Annotated in this window: 16 protein-coding genes; 7 read left to right on the plus strand and 9 right to left on the minus strand. The window is 61.4% G+C overall.

What is annotated here, in order from left to right; translation table 11 throughout:
- From RSB01_RS01445 to RSB01_RS01460, 4 genes are all read right to left on the minus strand, one after another.
- A partial coding sequence (locus RSB01_RS01445) for a hypothetical protein (RefSeq protein ID WP_332624995.1) occupies positions 1-350 on the minus strand: 350 nt, incomplete at its 3' end.
- Between the two features lie 87 nt (positions 351-437).
- Positions 438-2,606 (minus strand): TonB-dependent receptor, encoded by a 2,169-nt coding sequence (locus RSB01_RS01450; RefSeq protein ID WP_332590739.1) that lies wholly within the window; start codon positions 2,604-2,606, stop codon positions 438-440.
- 166 nt (positions 2,607-2,772) lie between these two features.
- Positions 2,773-3,261: a MarR family winged helix-turn-helix transcriptional regulator gene (locus RSB01_RS01455; RefSeq protein WP_332590738.1), complete on the minus strand. Its 489-nt coding sequence runs from the start codon at positions 3,259-3,261 to the stop codon at positions 2,773-2,775.
- A 105-nt stretch (positions 3,262-3,366) separates the two neighbouring features.
- The gene (locus tag RSB01_RS01460; RefSeq protein ID WP_332590737.1) at positions 3,367-4,518 is read right to left on the minus strand and encodes an acyl-CoA dehydrogenase family protein; all 1,152 of its coding nucleotides are present in this window, start codon (positions 4,516-4,518) and stop codon (positions 3,367-3,369) included.
- 141 nt (positions 4,519-4,659) lie between these two features.
- Here RSB01_RS01460 and RSB01_RS01465 point away from each other — a divergent pair, with 141 nt between their 5' ends.
- Genes RSB01_RS01465 through RSB01_RS01480 form a run of 4 tightly spaced genes read left to right on the plus strand, consistent with a single transcriptional unit; the run spans position 4,660 to position 7,653 of the window.
- Positions 4,660-5,646, plus strand: coding sequence for a phosphotransferase family protein (locus tag RSB01_RS01465; protein ID WP_332624997.1), 987 nt, complete (start codon positions 4,660-4,662; stop codon positions 5,644-5,646).
- Positions 5,646-6,002 carry a DUF6285 domain-containing protein gene (locus RSB01_RS01470; RefSeq protein ID WP_332592119.1) on the plus strand — a complete coding sequence of 119 codons (357 nt, stop codon included), beginning with the start codon at positions 5,646-5,648 and terminating at the stop codon, positions 6,000-6,002. Before RSB01_RS01465 ends, RSB01_RS01470 begins: the two co-directional genes overlap by 1 nt.
- Positions 5,999-6,886, plus strand: a complete 888-nt coding sequence (locus RSB01_RS01475; RefSeq protein ID WP_332592118.1) for a hydroxymethylglutaryl-CoA lyase — start codon at positions 5,999-6,001, stop codon at positions 6,884-6,886. The genes RSB01_RS01470 and RSB01_RS01475 overlap by 4 nt, the downstream gene beginning before the upstream one ends.
- A complete protein-coding gene (locus tag RSB01_RS01480; protein ID WP_332619676.1) occupies positions 6,886-7,653 on the plus strand; it encodes an SDR family NAD(P)-dependent oxidoreductase in 768 nt (255 codons plus the stop codon). Before RSB01_RS01475 ends, RSB01_RS01480 begins: the two co-directional genes overlap by 1 nt.
- A 375-nt stretch (positions 7,654-8,028) precedes the next feature.
- Here the strand turns inward: RSB01_RS01480 and RSB01_RS01485 are convergent, their stop codons facing one another.
- Positions 8,029-9,270: an acyl-CoA dehydrogenase family protein gene (locus RSB01_RS01485; RefSeq protein ID WP_332591714.1), complete on the minus strand. Its 1,242-nt coding sequence runs from the start codon at positions 9,268-9,270 to the stop codon at positions 8,029-8,031.
- Between the two features lie 149 nt (positions 9,271-9,419).
- Between RSB01_RS01485 and RSB01_RS01490 the strand changes: the two genes are divergently transcribed.
- Both RSB01_RS01490 and RSB01_RS01495 read left to right on the plus strand, forming a co-directional pair.
- Positions 9,420-9,833: a MarR family transcriptional regulator gene (locus tag RSB01_RS01490; protein ID WP_332591715.1), complete on the plus strand. Its 414-nt coding sequence runs from the start codon at positions 9,420-9,422 to the stop codon at positions 9,831-9,833.
- A 73-nt stretch (positions 9,834-9,906) separates the two neighbouring features.
- A complete protein-coding gene (locus RSB01_RS01495) occupies positions 9,907-10,968 on the plus strand; it encodes a CaiB/BaiF CoA-transferase family protein (protein WP_332591716.1) in 1,062 nt (353 codons plus the stop codon).
- Positions 10,969-11,038: 70 nt separating this feature from the next.
- Here RSB01_RS01495 and RSB01_RS01500 read toward each other — a convergent pair whose 3' ends face one another.
- Together RSB01_RS01500 and RSB01_RS01505 are read right to left on the minus strand one after the other, a co-directional pair.
- A complete protein-coding gene (locus RSB01_RS01500) occupies positions 11,039-12,595 on the minus strand; it encodes an AMP-binding protein (protein ID WP_332591717.1) in 1,557 nt (518 codons plus the stop codon).
- 204 nt (positions 12,596-12,799) lie between these two features.
- Positions 12,800-13,969, minus strand: a complete 1,170-nt coding sequence (locus tag RSB01_RS01505; RefSeq protein ID WP_332589974.1) for a CoA transferase — start codon at positions 13,967-13,969, stop codon at positions 12,800-12,802.
- Positions 13,970-14,261: 292 nt separating this feature from the next.
- On the opposite strand from RSB01_RS01505, the gene RSB01_RS01510 reads away from it, so the two are divergent.
- On the plus strand, positions 14,262-15,791 hold the full coding sequence (locus tag RSB01_RS01510; protein WP_332589973.1) for an acyl-CoA synthetase: 1,530 nt from the start codon (positions 14,262-14,264) through the stop codon (positions 15,789-15,791).
- Between the two features lie 62 nt (positions 15,792-15,853).
- On the opposite strand, the gene RSB01_RS01515 is transcribed toward RSB01_RS01510, so the two are convergent.
- Entirely contained in the window at positions 15,854-17,209 is a 1,356-nt protein-coding gene (locus tag RSB01_RS01515) for an MFS transporter (protein WP_332589972.1), read from the minus strand.
- A gap of 43 nt (positions 17,210-17,252) precedes the next feature.
- Positions 17,253-17,660, minus strand: coding sequence for a nuclear transport factor 2 family protein (locus RSB01_RS01520; RefSeq protein ID WP_332589971.1), 408 nt, complete (start codon positions 17,658-17,660; stop codon positions 17,253-17,255).
- Position 17,661: the final 1 nt, after the last annotated feature.

Here is a 17,661-nt window from a genome sequence, read left to right on the forward strand (position 1 = left end):
TGTTCGGCATTGGAGAAGACGCGGGTCTTTTGCGTGTGCTGGCCGGTATAGATGACAGAGCGCGACGGCGTGCAGGGCGTGGTCTGGACGTGATAGTTGCGCAGCTCGACCGAGCGCTCCAGCAGGGCGCGGTGACCGGGCAGGTGTTCCAGCAGACCTTTCGGATAGGACTGAAGGCCGAATTCCTGATCGGTACAGATGAACAGGATGTTGAGCGGTTTATCGCTGACGGGCGTCTGGGTGGACGCTTGGACAGGCGAGGACGCCGCCTGTGCGCGCATGGGCGGGGCCATACCGGAAGCGGCGGCGGCCATGGCGGTCATCAACTGGCGACGGTCGAAACTGGGCATGTAATCCCCCTCGAAACTCAAGCTAAGGGTGCAGAAACGAAAGGCCGCCCATGCGGGGTGCAGGGGCGGCCTTGGAACGGTGGTCGCTTAGTAACGCAGACCCAACTGGATAGACACAACGCGGCCCGGATCCACCACATAGGTTTGTGATCCGGCAATGAAGGGCGTTCCAAACGAGTGGGACGCCGTCCATTCATTGGTCAGGTTGCGACCGATCAGAGCCAGCGTCCAGCTGTCGTCTGCGGCGGCCAGACCGAGGCGCAGATCAACCTTGCTGAAGCTGTCCTGATAGGAGGACGGGCTGTAGTTTTCTTCTAGATAGGTGCCGCTGCGACCGCGCACAGTGGCGTCGGCCAGAACGCGCAGGCCGTTCTCTAGCGGGTGGTCGATATTGACGTTGAAGGCACCCGACCATTTGGGCGCACGCGGCAGGGTGGTGCCGCCAATATCCTCGACGCAGTTGGCCGCAGGCGGCACGCCATTCTTCCAGATGCACGGTGCCGTCGGATAGCTGTCATAGGTGGCATCATTATAGGCCAGCGAGCCGGAGACCGAGACCGAGCTGTTGACGCGCCAATTGCCCTCGACCTCGACGCCCTGGCTCTTGGCCGAGGCGGCATTGGTGGTGATGAAGGCGTTAGTGGCGGCGTTGAAGCCCGATACCTGCAGGTCCTCGAACTTGGAGGTATAGGCGGCGATATTCAGCGTCGCCTGACCATCCAACAGGGTCAGCTTGGTGCCAAGCTCTAACGATTGCGAGGTTTCGCCCTCGAACTCGAAGGCATCCTGACCGCCGGTGGACTGGGCGCCGACAAAGCCGCCGGCCTTGGAGCCCTTGGCATAGGAGGCATAGAACATCACGTCGCGGCTGTGCGTGTACTGGACCTGTACGGACGGATCCATCTGGCTCTCGTCGCGCTGGCCGGACAGAGGCGTGTTGACCCATGTCGGTGGCAGGACACCGTTGGTGGCGCGGGTCTGCTCGGCGCTCTTGTCTTCCCACGTCTGGCGCAGGCCTGCCGTGACGCGCCACTGGTCGTTAAAGGTATAGGTCCCCTGACCATACAGCGAGAAGCTGTTGTTCTCCTGATCGAACCAGCGACGGCTGGTGCCGTTCAGCGGGCCCATAGAGATGCTGGAGGCCTGATACATGGCCATGTCATTGGTGTGGGCATAGGCCCCGACAATCCATGTCAGCGGGCCGTCGTTCGAGGAGGTCAGGCGCACCTCTTGCGAAATCTGGCTGAACTCTTCCTGGAAGGTCGAGCGCAGCAGGTCCGCAGCCGTGAAGTCGCTGTCGATCCGCTTGTCGTATTCGAAGGACGAATAGCCGGTGATCGAGGTCAGGGTAATGCCGTTGGCAAAATCCTTGTTGATTGTCAGCACGCCGTTGAAGCTGTCGGTATTGTCAAAGTCGGGTACATTGGGGCTGACCTGACGGGTAAAGCCCTTGGAACTGCCCGGTCCGACCGAACTCATCGGCTGGCCGGTCAGGTCCTGACTGGCCCCTTCCAGTTTCAGCCGGAAGGTCAGGGTGTCACTGGCCAGATAGTCCAGAACGATGCGACCGATCATGTCCTCGCGGCCCGGATTGCCGTCGCCGGTGGTGGTGTTTTCCAGCCAGCCTTCGTTGTCGGAATATTTCAGGGCAGCACGGGCCAGAAACTTGTCGGTGATCGGGCCGGACAGGATCTGGCTGACCTCGAAGCCGTTATCGCCATCGATCGTGCCGGTGACGGTGGTGGCGAACTCGCGTGTCGAGCGCGGGCCGTTGGAGGTGATGTTGATGGCACCCGCCGCCGTGTTCTTGCCGAACAGCGCGCCTTGGGCTCCGCGCAGAACCTCTACGCTGGCGACATCAAGGAACGGCGCGGCGAACTGGCGGCCGCGACCGGCATAGGTGCCGTCGACAAACAGGCCGACCGACTGCTCGAAGGCCAGATTGCCCGGCGAGGAGCCGATACCGCGAATATAGATGGCGTTATTGCCGGGGGTGGCCTGGATGTGCAGGTTCGGCACCGCGCCCGACAGGGCTTCGAGGTTGCGGACATCGGCGCTGGCAAGGTCTTCGCCGCTGGTGACATTGACCGAGATCGGCACATCCTGCAGGCGCTCGGTGCGTTTGCGGGCGGTGACCATGATGTCGGCCACGCTGGTCGGCGCAGCTTCCTGCGCGACATTGGTTTCCTGTGCGAGAGCGGCCGAACTGATGAGAACTGAGCTCGAAGCCAGCAGCGCCATATAGCGGTAACGCATACACACCTCCCCGTGTGATGCCTGCGAGAAGCAGGGTCGTTGGCAAGAGGGAGGGTGCGGTCACGCACGCGTGCACCGGCTGTATGATCCTCCCTGACCGAGGCTTCTGGTGAGCCATTTAGTCAAGAAACTAGACAATACAACCGAGCGGCTTCGTCAAGTAACTTTACAGATTTTTGTTCGCAGAGCGTTGGAATTCTTCGGGGCCCTGACCTTTTTGATCCAGTTGGATCAGCGGCGGAGTGCCCCAGTCCGCATCCAGAGCTTTGCGAAGGGCAGCCACGCCTTCTTCGCCGATGCGCGGGACAAGCGATTCCGTCAGGCGCTCGACAATGGTTCGGGCATCGCGGCGCATGGCGTCGCCCATGGCGGTCAGTTGGACAATGCGGATGCGGCCATCTTCGGGATCATCGGCCATTTCGAAAATGCCGCGCTTGACCATGGTCTGGATGGTGGAATGCACGGCCTGACGGGTCAGGCGCAGGCTGCGGGCGATATCGGCAGGGCGCACGATATTCATCTGCACATGCATCATCACCATGGATTCAGGGCGTGTCAGATGCGGCCAGCCCGCTTCGCGCAAGCTGTTTTGCAAACCTTCGTCGAACCATTCAAAGCCAGCCATGAGCGGGACGATGAGATAGTAGGATTGCATTTTCACGCAGAAGCTCCGGGCTGAATAGCGATGTAGGCAGGGTGTCACCCGGGTGGAGAGATCACACGGGCAAGGCCATTGAGGCCTTACCCGCTGTAAGCCGCTTTAGAGCGTACGGGAAATGAGAATCTTCATGACCTCGGACGTTCCACCGTGAATGGTGTCGATACGCGCATCCTTATAGAGCTGTGCGATCGGATACTCGTTCATATAACCATAACCTCCGAAAAGCTGCAGGCATTTGTTGACGCCTTCAAGCTCGGTTTCGGTAATCCACAGTTTTGCAATCGAGGCGGTGGCGGCATCCAGTTCGCCACGGATCAGCTTCTCGGTGCAGGTGTCGATAAAGCTGCGGGCGATCACGGCCTTGGCCTTGATGTCGGCCAGCGTGAACTGGGTGTTCTGGAACTCCATCAGCGGCTTGCCAAAGGCATGACGCTCGCGAGTATATTCCACGGTCAGTTTCAGGGCGCGTTCCAGAATGGCCAGTCCCATGGCCGCAATGCCGAGGCGTTCTTGCGGCAGCATCTGCATCAGTTGGCCAAATCCCTTGCCCTCGACGCCGCCGACCAGATTACCCGCCGGTACGCGCACATCTTCAAAGAACAGTTCCGAGGTGTCCTGTGCGGCGCGGCCCATCTTGTCGAGGTTGCGGCCACGGGTGAAACCGGCACGGTCGGCTTCGACGGCAATCAGCGAAATCCCGCGCGAGCCATTATCTGAGGTGCGGCATACGACAAGGATCAGGTCCGCTGTCTGGCCATTCGAGATAAAGGTCTTCTGGCCGTTCAGCACCCATTCGTCGCCTTCCAGACGCGCACGGGTGTGGATGCCTTGCAGGTCCGAACCGGTGCCCGGTTCGGTCATGGCAATGCCCAGCACGATCTCGCCGGTGACGACCTTGGGCAGCCAGTTTTGCTTTTGCTCTTCGGTGCCGAACGCGATCAGATAGGGGGCGACAATCGAGTTGTGCAGCGGCACGCCCCAGCCCTCCATGCCGCGCGCGCCGAACTCTTCGATCAGGATGCGTTCGTGGCGGAAGTCCGCGCCCATGCCGCCATATTCCTCGGGAACGCCAAGGCCCAGCAGGCCGAACTCGCCGCCCTTGGTCCACATGTCGCGGTCGACAATCTTGTTGTGGTTCCAGCGCTCTATGGTCTCTGGCGCGCATTCGGCCTCGAGGAATTTGACCAGCCCGTCACGGAACATGTCGAGGTCTTCGGTGGTGTAGGGCGAAGGACCGGAATGGGCGCTCATGGTGGAAATCCTGCAGAATGATGTTTGCCGCATCCTTTCCCGCGAATGCGATAAACGTCAATCTATTTGACAAACCTTGTTTGCTGCGGTCATCCATAGGTCATGAGCGGATCAGAAACATCGAAAGATGCAGCAGGGCATGTGGCGCAGCGGCTGGAAGCCCTCGCGCCGCAACTGGCCGAGGGCGGTCGTGGTATTGGCGGGCTGAAACGCCTGACCGGCGGGGCCAGTCTGGAAACATGGGCTTTTGATGTGCAGACGCCTGACGGGGCGCGCGCGCTGATCCTGCGCCGTCGCGGCGCGGGCGAAGAGGCCGAGGTGTTTGAAACCTCGCTGCCCCTACCCATCGAGGCTCGTATTTTGTCGGCGGCACAGGCCGCAGGGGCACCTGTGGCCGAACTGGTGCGCGACTGCGGACCCGATGACGGTCTGGGCGAGGCCTATATCGTCACGCGCATTGCGGGCGAAACGCTGGGTCGCCGTATTGCCGCAGGTCCGGCCTTTGCACCGGCACGCGAGGTTCTTGGGCGTCAGTGCGGCGAGACATTGGCCCGTATCCACGCCGTGCCGCGAGATGCCGTGGCGGACCTTGAAATACAGGACGCACAGACGGTGATCGACCGTTATGCCGACATCTATCGCAAGAGCAGCGCCCCGCGCCCTGTGATGGAGGCGGCGCTGCAATGGATGCAATCCAACCTACCTGAAGCCGTAGAGCCCCGTTTGGTTCATGGCGATTTCCGCAATGGCAATCTGATGGTCGAGGCCGATACAGGCCTTGCCGCTGTGCTGGACTGGGAGTTGGCGCATCTGGGCGATCCGGCCGAAGATTTCGGCTGGCTGTGCGTGAACTCGTGGCGCTTTGGCGTGACCGATAAACGGGTCGGCGGCTTTGCCGATCTTGCAGATCTGCTGGCCGGTTACGGGGCTGCTGGCGGCAAGCCGGTGAGCGTCGAGCGCGTCCGTTTCTGGGAAGTGGTCGGCACCTTCAAATGGGCCGTCATCACCATGATGATGTACCAGACCTTTGCCACCGGAGCCTCCGCCTCGGTCGAGCGGGCCGTGATCGGACGCCGCCTCAGCGAGTGCGAGGTCGATCTTCTGGCGCTGATGGAGGGGGACAACTGATGCGCGGTCCAACGAAAGAAGAACTGGTCAAGGCGGTCAGCGGCTGGCTGTCGGGTGAGCCGACACCGGCGGACGGTTTTCACCGCAAGGTTGCCGCCAATGCCATGGGTATTGTCGAGCGTGAACTGGCGTTGTGGCCTGCGTGCGAGGCCGGCGCCATCGCCCGTATGAGCGCCATTCTGGGCGAGACGGGCGACTATGACAGCCTCAATGAAGCGCTGGCCAGTGCGATCCGCAACGGGGTCGTCAATGCGTCCGATCCCAAGGTTTTCGAGCATCTGAAACAGACGGCGCTGGACATGCTGGCTGTCGATCAGCCGCGCTATCGCCATAGCCTGAGCGGAGCAGAGCAATGATCGAGCTTGTCGAGGTTTCCGCCCGCGACGGTCTGCAAAACGAAAAGACCATCCTGTCGACCGCCGACAAGGTCGAACTGATCCGCCGCGCCATTGCCGCAGGGGCCAAACGTCTGGAGGTCGCCAGCTTCGTCAATCCGAAACTGGTGCCGCAGATGGCTGATGCCGAGGCCGTTATCGAAGCCCTCGGCAAGACCGATGGTGTGCGCACGATTGGCCTCGTGCTCAACGAGCGCGGGGCAGGGCGGGCTTTGCAGACCACGGTGGACGAACTGGGCATTGTGGTCGCCGCCAGCGACACGTTCGGCAAGGCCAATCAGGGCATGGATGTCACCGAAAGCCTCGCCATGGCGGGCCGCGTGATCGACCTCGCCCGCGAGCAGGGCCGCGACGCGCAGGTGACGATTTCTGTGGCATTCGGATGCCCGTTATCGGGTCCGGTTGATCCCGATCTGGTGGTGGATATGGCGCGCCAACTGGCGGCCTTTAATCCGCTGGAGATTGCGCTGGCCGATACCATCGGCGTGGCCCGTCCAGACGAGGTAACGGCGCTGGTGACTCGTGTCGCTGAGGCGGTGAAGCCGCTGCCGGTGCGGGTGCATTTTCACGATACGCGCGGCACGGGTGTCGCCAATGCCATCGCCGCTGTAGCGGCAGGTGCCGTCACGGTCGATGCCTCGATTGGCGGCACGGGCGGGTGCCCGTTCGCACCGGGCGCGGCAGGCAATGTGGCGTCCGAGGACGTGGCCTATGCACTGGGCGACAAGATGGCTGTGAATATCGGAACGCTGTGCGAGGCAGCGGTCTGGCTCAATGAAAAACTGGACAGGACAAGAACCAGCGCCATGACGCGCGCCTGGCTGTCCGCAAGGGAGAAACGCTGATGTCGACGATCAAGACCCACGAAGGCCGCGTGGCCCTGATTACTGGTGCCTCGTCGGGGATTGGTGCCGAGTTTGCCCGCGTATTGGCACGCGGCGGGGCCAAGGTGGTTGTGGCTGCGCGACGCGCCGACCGTCTGGCCGATCTGGTCAAAGAGCGTGAAGCTCTGGGCACCGAGGCCATGGCCGTGTCGATGGATGTGACCGAGGAAGCCTCGGTCATTGCTGGTTATGATGCCGCCGAAGCGCGTTTTGGCACCGTCGATACCATCATCGCCAATGCCGGTGTGAACGCCGATGGCTGGGCCACCGACCTGCCGATCGAAGAGTATGACCAGATTCAAGCGGTGAATACGCGCGGCGTGTTCCTGACCGTGCGCGAAGGTGGTCGGCGCCTGCTGAAAAGCGAGGCCCCTGATCGTGGTCGCGTGGTCATTCTGGCCTCGATGGGCGGTCTTCATGCGCTGACGGGTCTGGTGGCCTATTGCGCCTCCAAGGCCGGTGCCGTGATGCTGGGCCGTGCCTTTGCCAATGAATGGGTGCGCCCGCGTATCAGCGTTAATACGGTCTGCCCCGGCTATATGCTGACCGACATCAACGAGGAATGGTTCACCTCTGAGGGCGGCCAGAAGATGGTGTCCAAACTGCCGCGCAAACGCCTGATGCCCATCGAGGCCTTGAACCCGACCATCAGCTTCCTGACCTCGGATGCCGCCGCCTACACGACCGGCGCGGTCATCAAAATCGACGACGGCCAGCAGATCGACTGATCGCGGCATCGCACCGCAACATTGAAGGGAAGGCGGTTCATCTGCCTTCCCTTTTTTGTGGTGCGTAACCTATCTCGTCATCCCCCGGCTTGACCGGGGGACCCAGCGGCGCGCGTTAGCGCGACCACCGCTGCTGCGTGTCTGGTTCATCAGATTACCTTCGGTGCCCTGGGTTCCCCGATCTGCGCCGCGATGCGGCTTGTCGGAGAATGACGGCGCTAAAGAAGGCCTCGTTAGCCCCTCATGTGAATGCAGTTTTCGCGTTGGCGCACCTCTGCTTCAGGCACAAAAAAGGAGGCCCTTGCGAGCCTCCTGAAGTTGGGGATCAAAAACTACGCTTACTGGTACGCTACTCGTCGTCGCGTTTCGGGGATTTCAGGTCAGGGCCGAGTTGGGGGCGAGGCCCACCATGGAACGGCCATGAAGTTCGGTGGAGACGTCCATGTCATAGACGATGTGGCTGGCCATCACCTCGACATCGCGGGCCAGACGCTGAAGCGGGTTGTCGAGGTGGTAGATGCCCGAGCCGGAGGCTTCGCAGCAGGTGCGCACGGCATCGCGGCACTGTTGCACCGCATAGGCGATCTGGGCGCGGATACGGATACGCTCGGCCAGTTGTTCCTCGTCGCTTAGAGCGTTGAGGGTCAGGTTCTCGCGGGCGCTGTCGCGGATCAGCAGCTCTGCCGAACGCACCATCAGATCGGCGCGGGCCAGACGCATCTGGGCGGCGGGCTTTTCGACCTGCGAGGACTGGCCGCCCATCTTGGTGTGCAGGCTCAGACGGTCCTTGGCCAGTTTGACGGCGGCCTTGGCGGCCCCGAGCGACGGCAGGGCGGCGGTCACGCACAGTTGCGGCAGCATCGGCGCGCTATACAGCGGGTTCTTGTGCACCTTGCCGCCATTGCCGCGACCGGTCCGCACGGGGATCAGATCAAACGCATAGGCTTCGGGAATGAACAGGTCGGTGGCGACGATGTCGTTGGAGCCGGTGGCCGCCATGCCGCTCATGTGCCAGGTGTCGATGACGTCGACATTTTCGGCGCGCGTCAGCATCATACGCACCATCGGCGGCTTGCCTTCGCCCATGTCTTCCATGGCGTTCAGCATCACCCAGTCGGCATGCATAACGACAGTGCCGAACTTCCAGCGGCCGGTGATCTTATAGCCGCCGTCCACGCGCACGGCCTTGCCCGGAGGGGCGGCGACGCTGGGGGTGATGATATAGGGGCTCTGGCCCCAGACTTCCTTCTGGGTGGCTTCCGGATACTGGGCCAGCAGCCAGTTGTGCTCGGCCGCAAAACTGGCGGTCCAGCCGACCGACGGGCAGGCCTCGCAGATGGTCAGTGTGGTGTCGATATAGGTGTCCGGATCGAACTCCAGACCCCCGAAAATACGCGGCACATACATGTAGAAATAGCCACTGGCGCGCAGGGCGTTCCACACCTCGTCCGTCGGGCGGCGAAGACGTTCGGCCTCAGCGGACTGCGACGCGATCAGCGGCTGCAAGGCCTTGATCCGGTTAAGGAGTTCCTGCGGGGTCAGCGCGGCAACCTCTGCAGGCGGCAGAAAATCGTCACCCTTTGGAATGCGGCGATCCGCCAGCTTTTCACCCGTCATAGTCAATCCTCCCTCAACTGGAGACAGGATTTCAGGCAATGCCGCTATATGTCAAGTTACTTGACTAAAAAACTCTGTCATCGTCGCTTTAAAGGATTCCCGATACGCCAAGGCTGGTCCTATAAGGGGGGATGGATAATCAGCTTCTTATGCTTGACCTAGTGCGGACCCTTTACTGGTTCGACGAGCAGTTACAGAGTCGTCTGGAGGCCTTGGGCTGGGGCCGTTTAGGACGGTCGCAATCGCTGATTTTGGCCAATATCGCCAATGGCGAAAGCCGCGCTTCGCGTATGGCCGACAACCTCGGTGTCTCGCGTCAGGCCATGAGCCAGTTCCTCACCGAACTGGAGCGGGGCAAGCTGATCGAGGTGGTGGTTGACCCCGATGACCGACGGGCGCGCATTGTGCGCTTTACCCCTGAATCCGAAGCCATTCGCGGCGACGCCAAAAAGGTGCTGCGCAGTATGGAAGACGAGTTGCGAAGCGCCATGGGCGTCAAGGATTTCGAAGCTCTGCAAGCGGGTCTGCGTAACTTCCTCGGGCGTCAGTCAAAGCCTGTTTAGGTCAAATTTCTTGACAATATAGAGTGCGCGTCCGATCACCGTTCCTGTAGTTTCAGGGAACGGGGAAAGAGCCATGTCGCACGCGGTTTCAGGTGGAGCCCTCGAGGGTCTTCGGATCATCGAGATGGAAGGCATCGGGCCGGGGCCGTTCGCAGGGATGATGCTGGCCGATCACGGGGCCGAGGTGATCCGCATTGCCCGCAAAGGCACCAAGCCCGATCCCGCCGATGTGCTGACCCGCTCGCGCCGCCGCGTGGAACTGGACCTGAAAACCGAGGAGGGCCGCCAACTGGCCCGCGAACTGATCGCTACTTCGGATGGCCTGATCGAAGGCTACCGCCCCGGTGTGATGGAGCGTCTGGGTCTGGGACCGGACGTGTTGCTGGGTGATAATCCGCGTCTGGTTTACGGCCGTATGACGGGATGGGGGCAGGAAGGCCCGCTGGCCAAGGCGGCCGGTCACGACATCAACTATATTGCCATTACCGGTGCCCTGAACGCCTTTGGTCGCGAAGGTGAAAAGCCCACTCCGCCGATCAATATGGTCGGTGATTTCGGCGGCGGCGGCATGATGATGGCCTTTGGTATGCTGGCCGGCATCCTATCAGCCCAGCGCGCGGGACAGGGGCAGGTGATCGACTGTGCCATGGTCGATGGCGCATCGCTGCTGATGGGGATGATCTGGGGGTTTAGAGGCCAGGGTCTGTGGAAGGACGAACGCGGGGTCAACTATCTCGATACCGGCGCGCCCTATTACGACACCTACGAGACTTCCGATGGTCTGCATGTGGCCATCGGTTCTATCGAAAAGCCGTTCTACAACAAGCTTCTGGAAGTCACCGGTCTGAAGGGTGATCCGCTGTTCGAGGATCAGGACGGCGTGGAGGGCATCGCCAAGCGCCGCACGATCCTGACCGATATTTTCCGCTCGAAAACACGCGCCGAATGGTGCGCCCTGTTGGAAGGTACAGATGCCTGCTTTGCGCCGGTTCTGTCGTTTACCGAGGCCCCGCAGCACCCGCACAATGTCCAGCGTAACGCCTTTATCGAGCTGAACGGCGTGGTCCAGCCTGCGCCCGCGCCGCGCTTTGCCCGAACCCCCGCACCGGCACCGCGCGCGCCCGATGACGTGTAGCGCGGCTTAACACCGGACAAGCAAAAGGCGGGAAGATTGCTCTTCCCGCCTTTCTTGTATCCGCAGGGTTTTAGCCCTTTGTGCTTTCGCTGGCCAACTGCGCCAGCAGGGCCTCGCGCACGGGCACCTTCTGGATCTTGCCCGCCGCACTGCGTGGCAGGCGCGTTTCGCTGAAGCTGATGCTCTTGGGTGTTTTGTATCCTGCAATACGTTCGCGGCAGAAGGCCGACAGTTCTTCAAAGCTGGGCTGGGCCGCGCCGTCCTTGGAGACGATAACGGCGTGCACGCGCTCGCCCCACACCGCATCCGGCACGCCGATGACGGCGCTTTCCTCGATGGCAGGGTGCCACGACAGGGCGTTCTCGACCTCGATGGAATAGATGTTCTCGGCACCCGAGACGATCATGTCCTTCAGGCGGTCGGTGATATAGACATAGCCTTCTTCGTCCATCCAACCTGCATCGCGGGTGTGCAGCCAGCCATTACGCATGACGTCGGCGGTTTCTTCGGGACGGTTCCAGTAGCCCATCATCACATTGTCGCCGCGACCGACGATCTCGCCGATCTGGCCGCGCGGGACTTCGACGCCATCCTCGTCGACGATGCGGATTTCAAAGCCGGGAGCCATCTTGCCGCAAGAGCGCAGGCGCGGGTGGTTGTCGTCGCATTCGTGATCTTGCGGGGTCAGGGCGGTGACAGAGGCCATCTCGGTCTGGCCAAAGCCCTGAATGAATTTGATGCCGGGGAATTTAGCGCGTGCCAGTGACAGGGTCGCGGCAGGCAGTGAAGAGCCGCCATAGCCCAGCATCTGCAGGCGTGACAGGTCCAGTTCGCCCAGCTTCTCGTACTTGGCCATGCGGTCGATGACGGCGGGCACGCTGAAGCAGTGGGTCACGCCGTGTTCGGCAATCGCTTCCAGCATGCTCTCGGCGGTGAAGCTGCGGCGGAAGACGTGGGTTGCGCCACACATGGTGGCAAACAGGATACCGATATCGGCCAGATGGAACATCGGCGCGGCGTGGAAATTGACGCCGGTTTCATCGAACGGAATGGTCATCAAAAGGTTGGACGCAATGGCGTGCATATTGCCGTGGCTGAGCATCACGCCCTTGGGCAGTCCGGTGGTGCCGCCGGTATAGAAGATGCCCGCCAGATCGCTGTTTTGCGCCAGATGCTCGATGGCTGGTTCCGACGTGGCGATCAGGCCTTCTTGCGACATGCGGCTGTCGGCGGCATCGGCGTCCATGGCGATCAGGCGTTTGACGGCCCCTTCGGCCAGAAGCTGCTCGGCAACGGCGGTGAACTCTTCGCCAAACAGCAGGGTTTCGACACCGGCATCCCTAAGCTGGAAGGCCAGTTCGGCCGTGGCGAGACGCGTGTTCATCAGTGTCAGGACGCCACCGCCCCACAGGATGGCGAAATAGGCTTCGAAATACAGGTCGCAATTGTGGGCCAGAACACCAATGCGGTCGCCCGTCTGCATACCCGCCCGCGTTTGCAGACCGCCGGCAAAACGGGCCACGCGGTCGCCGACCTCGCGCCATGTGCGCTTGCGGTCACCGTCGATGGTGGCCATCCGGTCGGGCGCGGAGACGACGGCGCGAACAAGGCCTTGGGTAATACGCATAAGGTGGAAACTCCGGCCGATTCACTATCGGAATAACGTCAAATCTATTGACAATATTCCGGTCGATAGCCGTTCTGTCAACACAAGGTTTTATTTTGATTTGCGTAGAACCAACGCTCTGAAAATACGAAAAAAAGCCCCGCCGGATGGGGTCCGGCGGGGCAGGGGGAACCGCCTTGAGACAGGGCGTTTCGGGAGAAACAGTTAAGCCGACAGCCAGCGCTGGAGGATTTCATCCGTGTCCTGGCCCACTTTCAGCGGGGCAGGGCGGCGGATCGAGCCGGGCGTGTCGGACAGGCGCGGGAAAGTATTCTGCATCGGCACTTCGCCCAGCACCGCATCGGGCACGCGCACGATGGCTTCACGCGCTGCAAAATGCGGGTCGTTCATCATGTCTTCGGCATCGAAAACGCGGCCCGCAGGCACGGCATATTCCACCATCAGGTCTTCCAGTTCCTGCACCTTTAGGGTGGAGGTCCAGTTGCCGACAATCTCGTCCAGTTCGGTCTGGTGATCGCCGCGCGCCAGATGGGTGGCGTAGCGGGTATCGGTCGCCAGTTCCGGCTGACCCATAGCCTGTGCCAGACGTGCAAAAACGGCGTCCTGATTGGCACCGATCAGATATTCGCCATCCGCACAGGGATAGACATTGGACGGGGCAATCTTGGGCAGGACCGAGCCGGTGCGGGTGCGCTTGTGGCCGTTAATGGCATATTCCGGCACCAGACTTTCCATGACCTGAAGCACGCTTTCATAAAGGGTGCTGTCAACGATCTGGCCACGTCCGGTCTTGTGGCGCGCTTCCAGTGCCGCCAGTGCACCCATGCAGCCATAGGTGGCCGCCAGCGTATCACCGATGGAAACGCCCATGCGCGATGGCGCACGATCCGGTTCGCCGACAATGGCGCGCCAGCCGCCCATAGCCTCGCCGATACCGCCAAAGCCTGCCCGCGACGCATAGGGGCCGGTCTGGCCGTAGCCCGAGACGCGCACAATGATCAGGCCCGGATTGGCGGCCATCAGATCGGCAGGGCTGAGGTTCCATTTCTCCAGCGTACCGGGACGGAAGTTCTCGATCAGGATGTCGGCCTTGGCGATCAGGTCGCGGGCGGTCTGCTGACCGTCCTCGGAACGCAGATCGACGGCGACGGAGTATTTGTTGCGGGCAATCACGCGCCACCATGTCGGGATTTCGCCCTGACCCCAGTGGCGCATAGGATCGCCAACATCCGGCGATTCCAGCTTGGCCACCTCGGCACCCATGTCACCGAGCAGCTGACCGCAGAAGGGACCGGCAATCAGCTGGCCCATTTCAACGACGCGGATACCGTCGAGTGCGCCTTTTGGCGTGGATGTCGGCGTGGTGCTGGTCAAATCAAACACTCCAGAATGTCAATTTATCTTACAATAATTTTAAGCGGGTCCGTCAATGCCAAACCGCATTCAACTGTTGATATTGGCAAATTAATTGACAAAATAGCTTTGTCGCATGAGTGGGGATCAACCTTGCCGGAGACAATCCGCCTGACAAGCGCGGATATCATACGGGCGCTCGGGGAGGGGCGGATCACCGGTTCTCGGGCTACGGCACCGACCGGTTGATCTTGTTGGGCCTCTTCCTTGCGCGGTCGATCTGTTCACCGTTTGCTAGAAGTAGAGCCTGTTCATGCATCCCAGCCATTATGCCCGTCTTACGCCCGATAAACCTGCGGTCATTATGGCAGCCAGCGGCGAGCGTCTGAGCTTTGGCCAGATGGAGGCCGACAGCAACCGCGCCGCACAGTTGTTCCGCTCTTTGGGCTTAAAGCCAGGCGATGCAGTGGCGGCCTATCTGCCCAATATTCCAGCCTACTTCTCGGTGGCATGGGCGGCCCAGCGTTCGGGCCTGTATTTTGTGGCCCTGTCTTCGCGTCTGACACTGGAAGAGGTCGACTATATCGCCCGCGACAGTGGCGCGAAGGTGATCGTGGCCGGAGCAGAACTGGAAAATACTGCCAGCCTGCCAGCCCGTCTTTCGGGCCTTGCACTGTTCACCATCGGTGGCCCTGTCGCGGGGTTCCGTTCGTGGGAAGAAGCGACACAGGCCATGCCGTCTGAGCGCATCGCCGACGAGATTGCCGGTGGCGAGATGCTATATTCGTCGGGAACGACAGGCCGCCCCAAGGGCATCCGTCCCGAACTGCCCGCCAATGGCGACATCACTGCCATGCCGATGACAACCGTGGTGGCCAAGACCCGTTTCGACGTTAATGAGGACAGCGTCTATCTGTGTCCGGCCCCGCTGTATCACGCCGCGCCGTTGCGCTGGTCGATGGCAATCCAGCATCTGGGCGGCACGGTTGTAGTGATGGAAAAATACGATGCCGAGGCGGCGCTGGCGGCCATTGACCGCTATCGTGTGACCCACAGCCAGTGGGTGCCGACCCATTTTATCCGTATGCTGAAATTGCCGGACGATGTGCGGGCCCAATATGATGTGTCCAGCCTGAAGCTGGCCATCCATGCCTCGGCCCCGTGCCCTGTGCCGGTCAAACAGGCGATGATCGACTGGTTCGGTCCGGTCCTGATCGAATATTATGCAGGCACCGAGGGTAATGGCATGACCATTATCAATTCGCACGAATGGCTGAAAAAGCCGGGCTCGGTGGGCAAGGCGAACTTCTGTGTCGTGCATATCTGCGATGATGACGGCAATGAGTTGCCCGCTGGCGAGGTCGGCAATATCTATTTCGAGGGCGATCACCCATTCGAATATCACAACGCCCCTGAAAAGACGGCGGGAGCCTATCACGCTAAGGGCTGGACCACGCTGGGCGATGTGGGGCGTCTGGACGAGGACGGCTATCTGTTCCTGACCGACCGCAAGAGCTTCATGATCATTTCAGGCGGGGTGAACATCTATCCGCAGGAGATCGAGAACCACCTGATCGGCCACCCCAAGGTGGCGGACGTGGCCGTCATCGGTGCGCCATGCCCCGAAATGGGCGAGCGGGTGGTGGCGGTGATCCAGCCTGCCAACTGGGCCGATGCCAATGATGATTTCGCCGCCGAGCTTCAAGCATGGGCGCGCACAGCCCTGTCGGGGATCAAGGTGCCGCGCCAGTATGACTTCATGGCGGAGTTACCGCGTCACGATACGGGCAAGCTGTACAAGCGGCTGATCCGCGACAAATACTGGGAACAGGCCGCAAGCTGAGGCCCAAAAGAAAACCCCCGCCGGATATCTCCGGCGGGGGTTTTTACTGCGAGGGCTAGATGCTAGCCTTGGGCCAGAGCAGCGGCTTCGGCTTCCTTGCGGTCATTGTCTAGAACGGCGGCGATGATGGCCTTGCGGGACACAAGGATCACACCCACGCCGATCACCAGCGAAGCTGCTGTGACAACCGCCAGCGCCTTGCCAAGGCTGGTCGGGCCTTCAAAGAAATGCTCGCTGATATAGCCGGTGATCAGCGGGCCAAGCCCCATACCGGCCATATTGGCGACCAGCAGATAGATGGCAGTCATGCGGCCACGCATCGAGGCGGGCGTCAGGATTTGCAGCGTACCGGCTTGCAGGCCGCCGATGGTCGAAACCGTCGCCATGCCAGCGGCAACCAGAACCAGCGCAATCGTCAGATCGGAAACCAGATAGGCCCCCAGCAGCAGAGGCAGCTGGATAATGGCCGAGGCCAGCACGATACGAACCGGCGCATCGGCGTGGCCCTTCTTGGCCGAGCGGTCGGACAGCACGCCGCCGATCGCCAGACCGATGGTGCCGAACACACCGATAATGATGCCGAAGGCCAGACCCAGTTGTGCGGGCGGCATGGCATGGGCGCGGGCAAAGTGTGCCGGTGCCCACAGCATGGCACCATAGGCGGCAATCACCAGAACCGAATAACCGAAGATGACGCCGCCAAAGGCCAGCTTGTGGCTCTTGGCCAGCTCGAATACGGCGCTGAGCGGCGGCGCTTTGACATTGCCGCGACGGCGCGGGGCCTCGCGTACGGTCAGCACCATCAGGATCGCCAGAGGAATACCCAGCAGACCCACAGCCACAAAGGCCAGACGCCAGCCGGTCAGATCACCCCAGGGTAGCGGCACCGAGGTCTTCATCGCCCAGCCCACCAGCATACCGCCGAACAGCATGGCCACGCCGCCACCCAGCGACACGCCCATATTGTAGAGGCTGACGGCAAAGCCCATCCGTTTTTTCTCGAAGCGGTCGGCAATGGTGGAATAGGCCGCAGGCGACAAGGTCGCCTCGCCGATACCGACCATGGCGCGGGCGGCCAACAGGGTCATGAAACCGGCGGCAAAGCCGCTGACGGCGGTGGCCGCGCTCCAGCCCAGCACCCCGAAGACGATCAGGTTGCGACGGTTGCCGCTATCGGCCATCGAACCGAACGGGATGCCCATTATCGAATAGAGCAAGACGAAACCAAAGCCGACCAGAAGGCCGACCTGTGTGTCGCCAAGGCCCAGATCGGCACGGATCGGGTCGATCATCAGGCTGATCAAAACGCGGTCCATAAAGGACAGCATATAGGCCAGCATCAGAACCAGAACGACATAGATCGCATAGCGCGACGAGGTGCCGGTCTTTTGTTCGGGGGTATGCGAGGCAGCGGTCATCCGCGGTCTCCTGTGTAGAAAAAGGTCACTAGGGGGCCACGCATCAGGCGCTGGTCACGGCTTGTTCGCGCCAGATCTGAAGAGGGGCAGAATCGAAATATTCTTCCAGACGAATGATCTGCCCGTCCTTGACGGTGCAGACCAGTACGGCGGGCAAAACCAGCAGCGGGCCGTTTACATGCACGGCATGCAAAACATGCTGCTGCACATAGCCGTCGGCGGTCACACGCACCTTGCGGTCCTGATAATCGCGTGACGAGGTGCGGCCGATAAAGCCGGTCAGAACCTCGATATTGGCGTCGCGGTCCACCGCCTGACCGAGTGTGTTCAGCCAGATGCGCGCATCGGGGTGGTAGCAGGCCTTGACCGTGTCGGTGTCACCCTTCTGGATCGCCGCGATGAAACGGTCGGCGAGGGCGAGGATAGCGGCTTCGGAAGCGGTTGCTGTCATG

Origin of the sequence: Brevundimonas sp. (assembly GCF_036659295.1) — a bacterium.
In the GTDB taxonomy this organism is placed as follows: Bacteria; Pseudomonadota; Alphaproteobacteria; order Caulobacterales; family Caulobacteraceae; genus Brevundimonas.

Coding starts and splice junctions, on each gene's coding strand:
- RSB01_RS01450 (WP_332590739.1), bottom strand. CDS start 2,606: ATGCGTTACCGCTATATGGCGCTGCTGGCTTCGAGCTCAGTTCTCATC.
- RSB01_RS01455 (WP_332590738.1), bottom strand. CDS start 3,261: ATGCAATCCTACTATCTCATCGTCCCGCTCATGGCTGGCTTTGAATGG.
- RSB01_RS01460 (WP_332590737.1), bottom strand. CDS start 4,518: ATGAGCGCCCATTCCGGTCCTTCGCCCTACACCACCGAAGACCTCGAC.
- RSB01_RS01470 (WP_332592119.1), top strand. CDS start 5,646: ATGCGCGGTCCAACGAAAGAAGAACTGGTCAAGGCGGTCAGCGGCTGG.
- RSB01_RS01475 (WP_332592118.1), top strand. CDS start 5,999: ATGATCGAGCTTGTCGAGGTTTCCGCCCGCGACGGTCTGCAAAACGAA.
- RSB01_RS01480 (WP_332619676.1), top strand. CDS start 6,886: ATGTCGACGATCAAGACCCACGAAGGCCGCGTGGCCCTGATTACTGGT.
- RSB01_RS01485 (WP_332591714.1), bottom strand. CDS start 9,270: ATGACGGGTGAAAAGCTGGCGGATCGCCGCATTCCAAAGGGTGACGAT.
- RSB01_RS01490 (WP_332591715.1), top strand. CDS start 9,420: ATGCTTGACCTAGTGCGGACCCTTTACTGGTTCGACGAGCAGTTACAG.
- RSB01_RS01495 (WP_332591716.1), top strand. CDS start 9,907: ATGTCGCACGCGGTTTCAGGTGGAGCCCTCGAGGGTCTTCGGATCATC.
- RSB01_RS01500 (WP_332591717.1), bottom strand. CDS start 12,595: ATGCGTATTACCCAAGGCCTTGTTCGCGCCGTCGTCTCCGCGCCCGAC.
- RSB01_RS01510 (WP_332589973.1), top strand. CDS start 14,262: ATGCATCCCAGCCATTATGCCCGTCTTACGCCCGATAAACCTGCGGTC.
- RSB01_RS01515 (WP_332589972.1), bottom strand. CDS start 17,209: ATGACCGCTGCCTCGCATACCCCCGAACAAAAGACCGGCACCTCGTCG.
- RSB01_RS01520 (WP_332589971.1), bottom strand. CDS start 17,660: ATGACAGCAACCGCTTCCGAAGCCGCTATCCTCGCCCTCGCCGACCGT.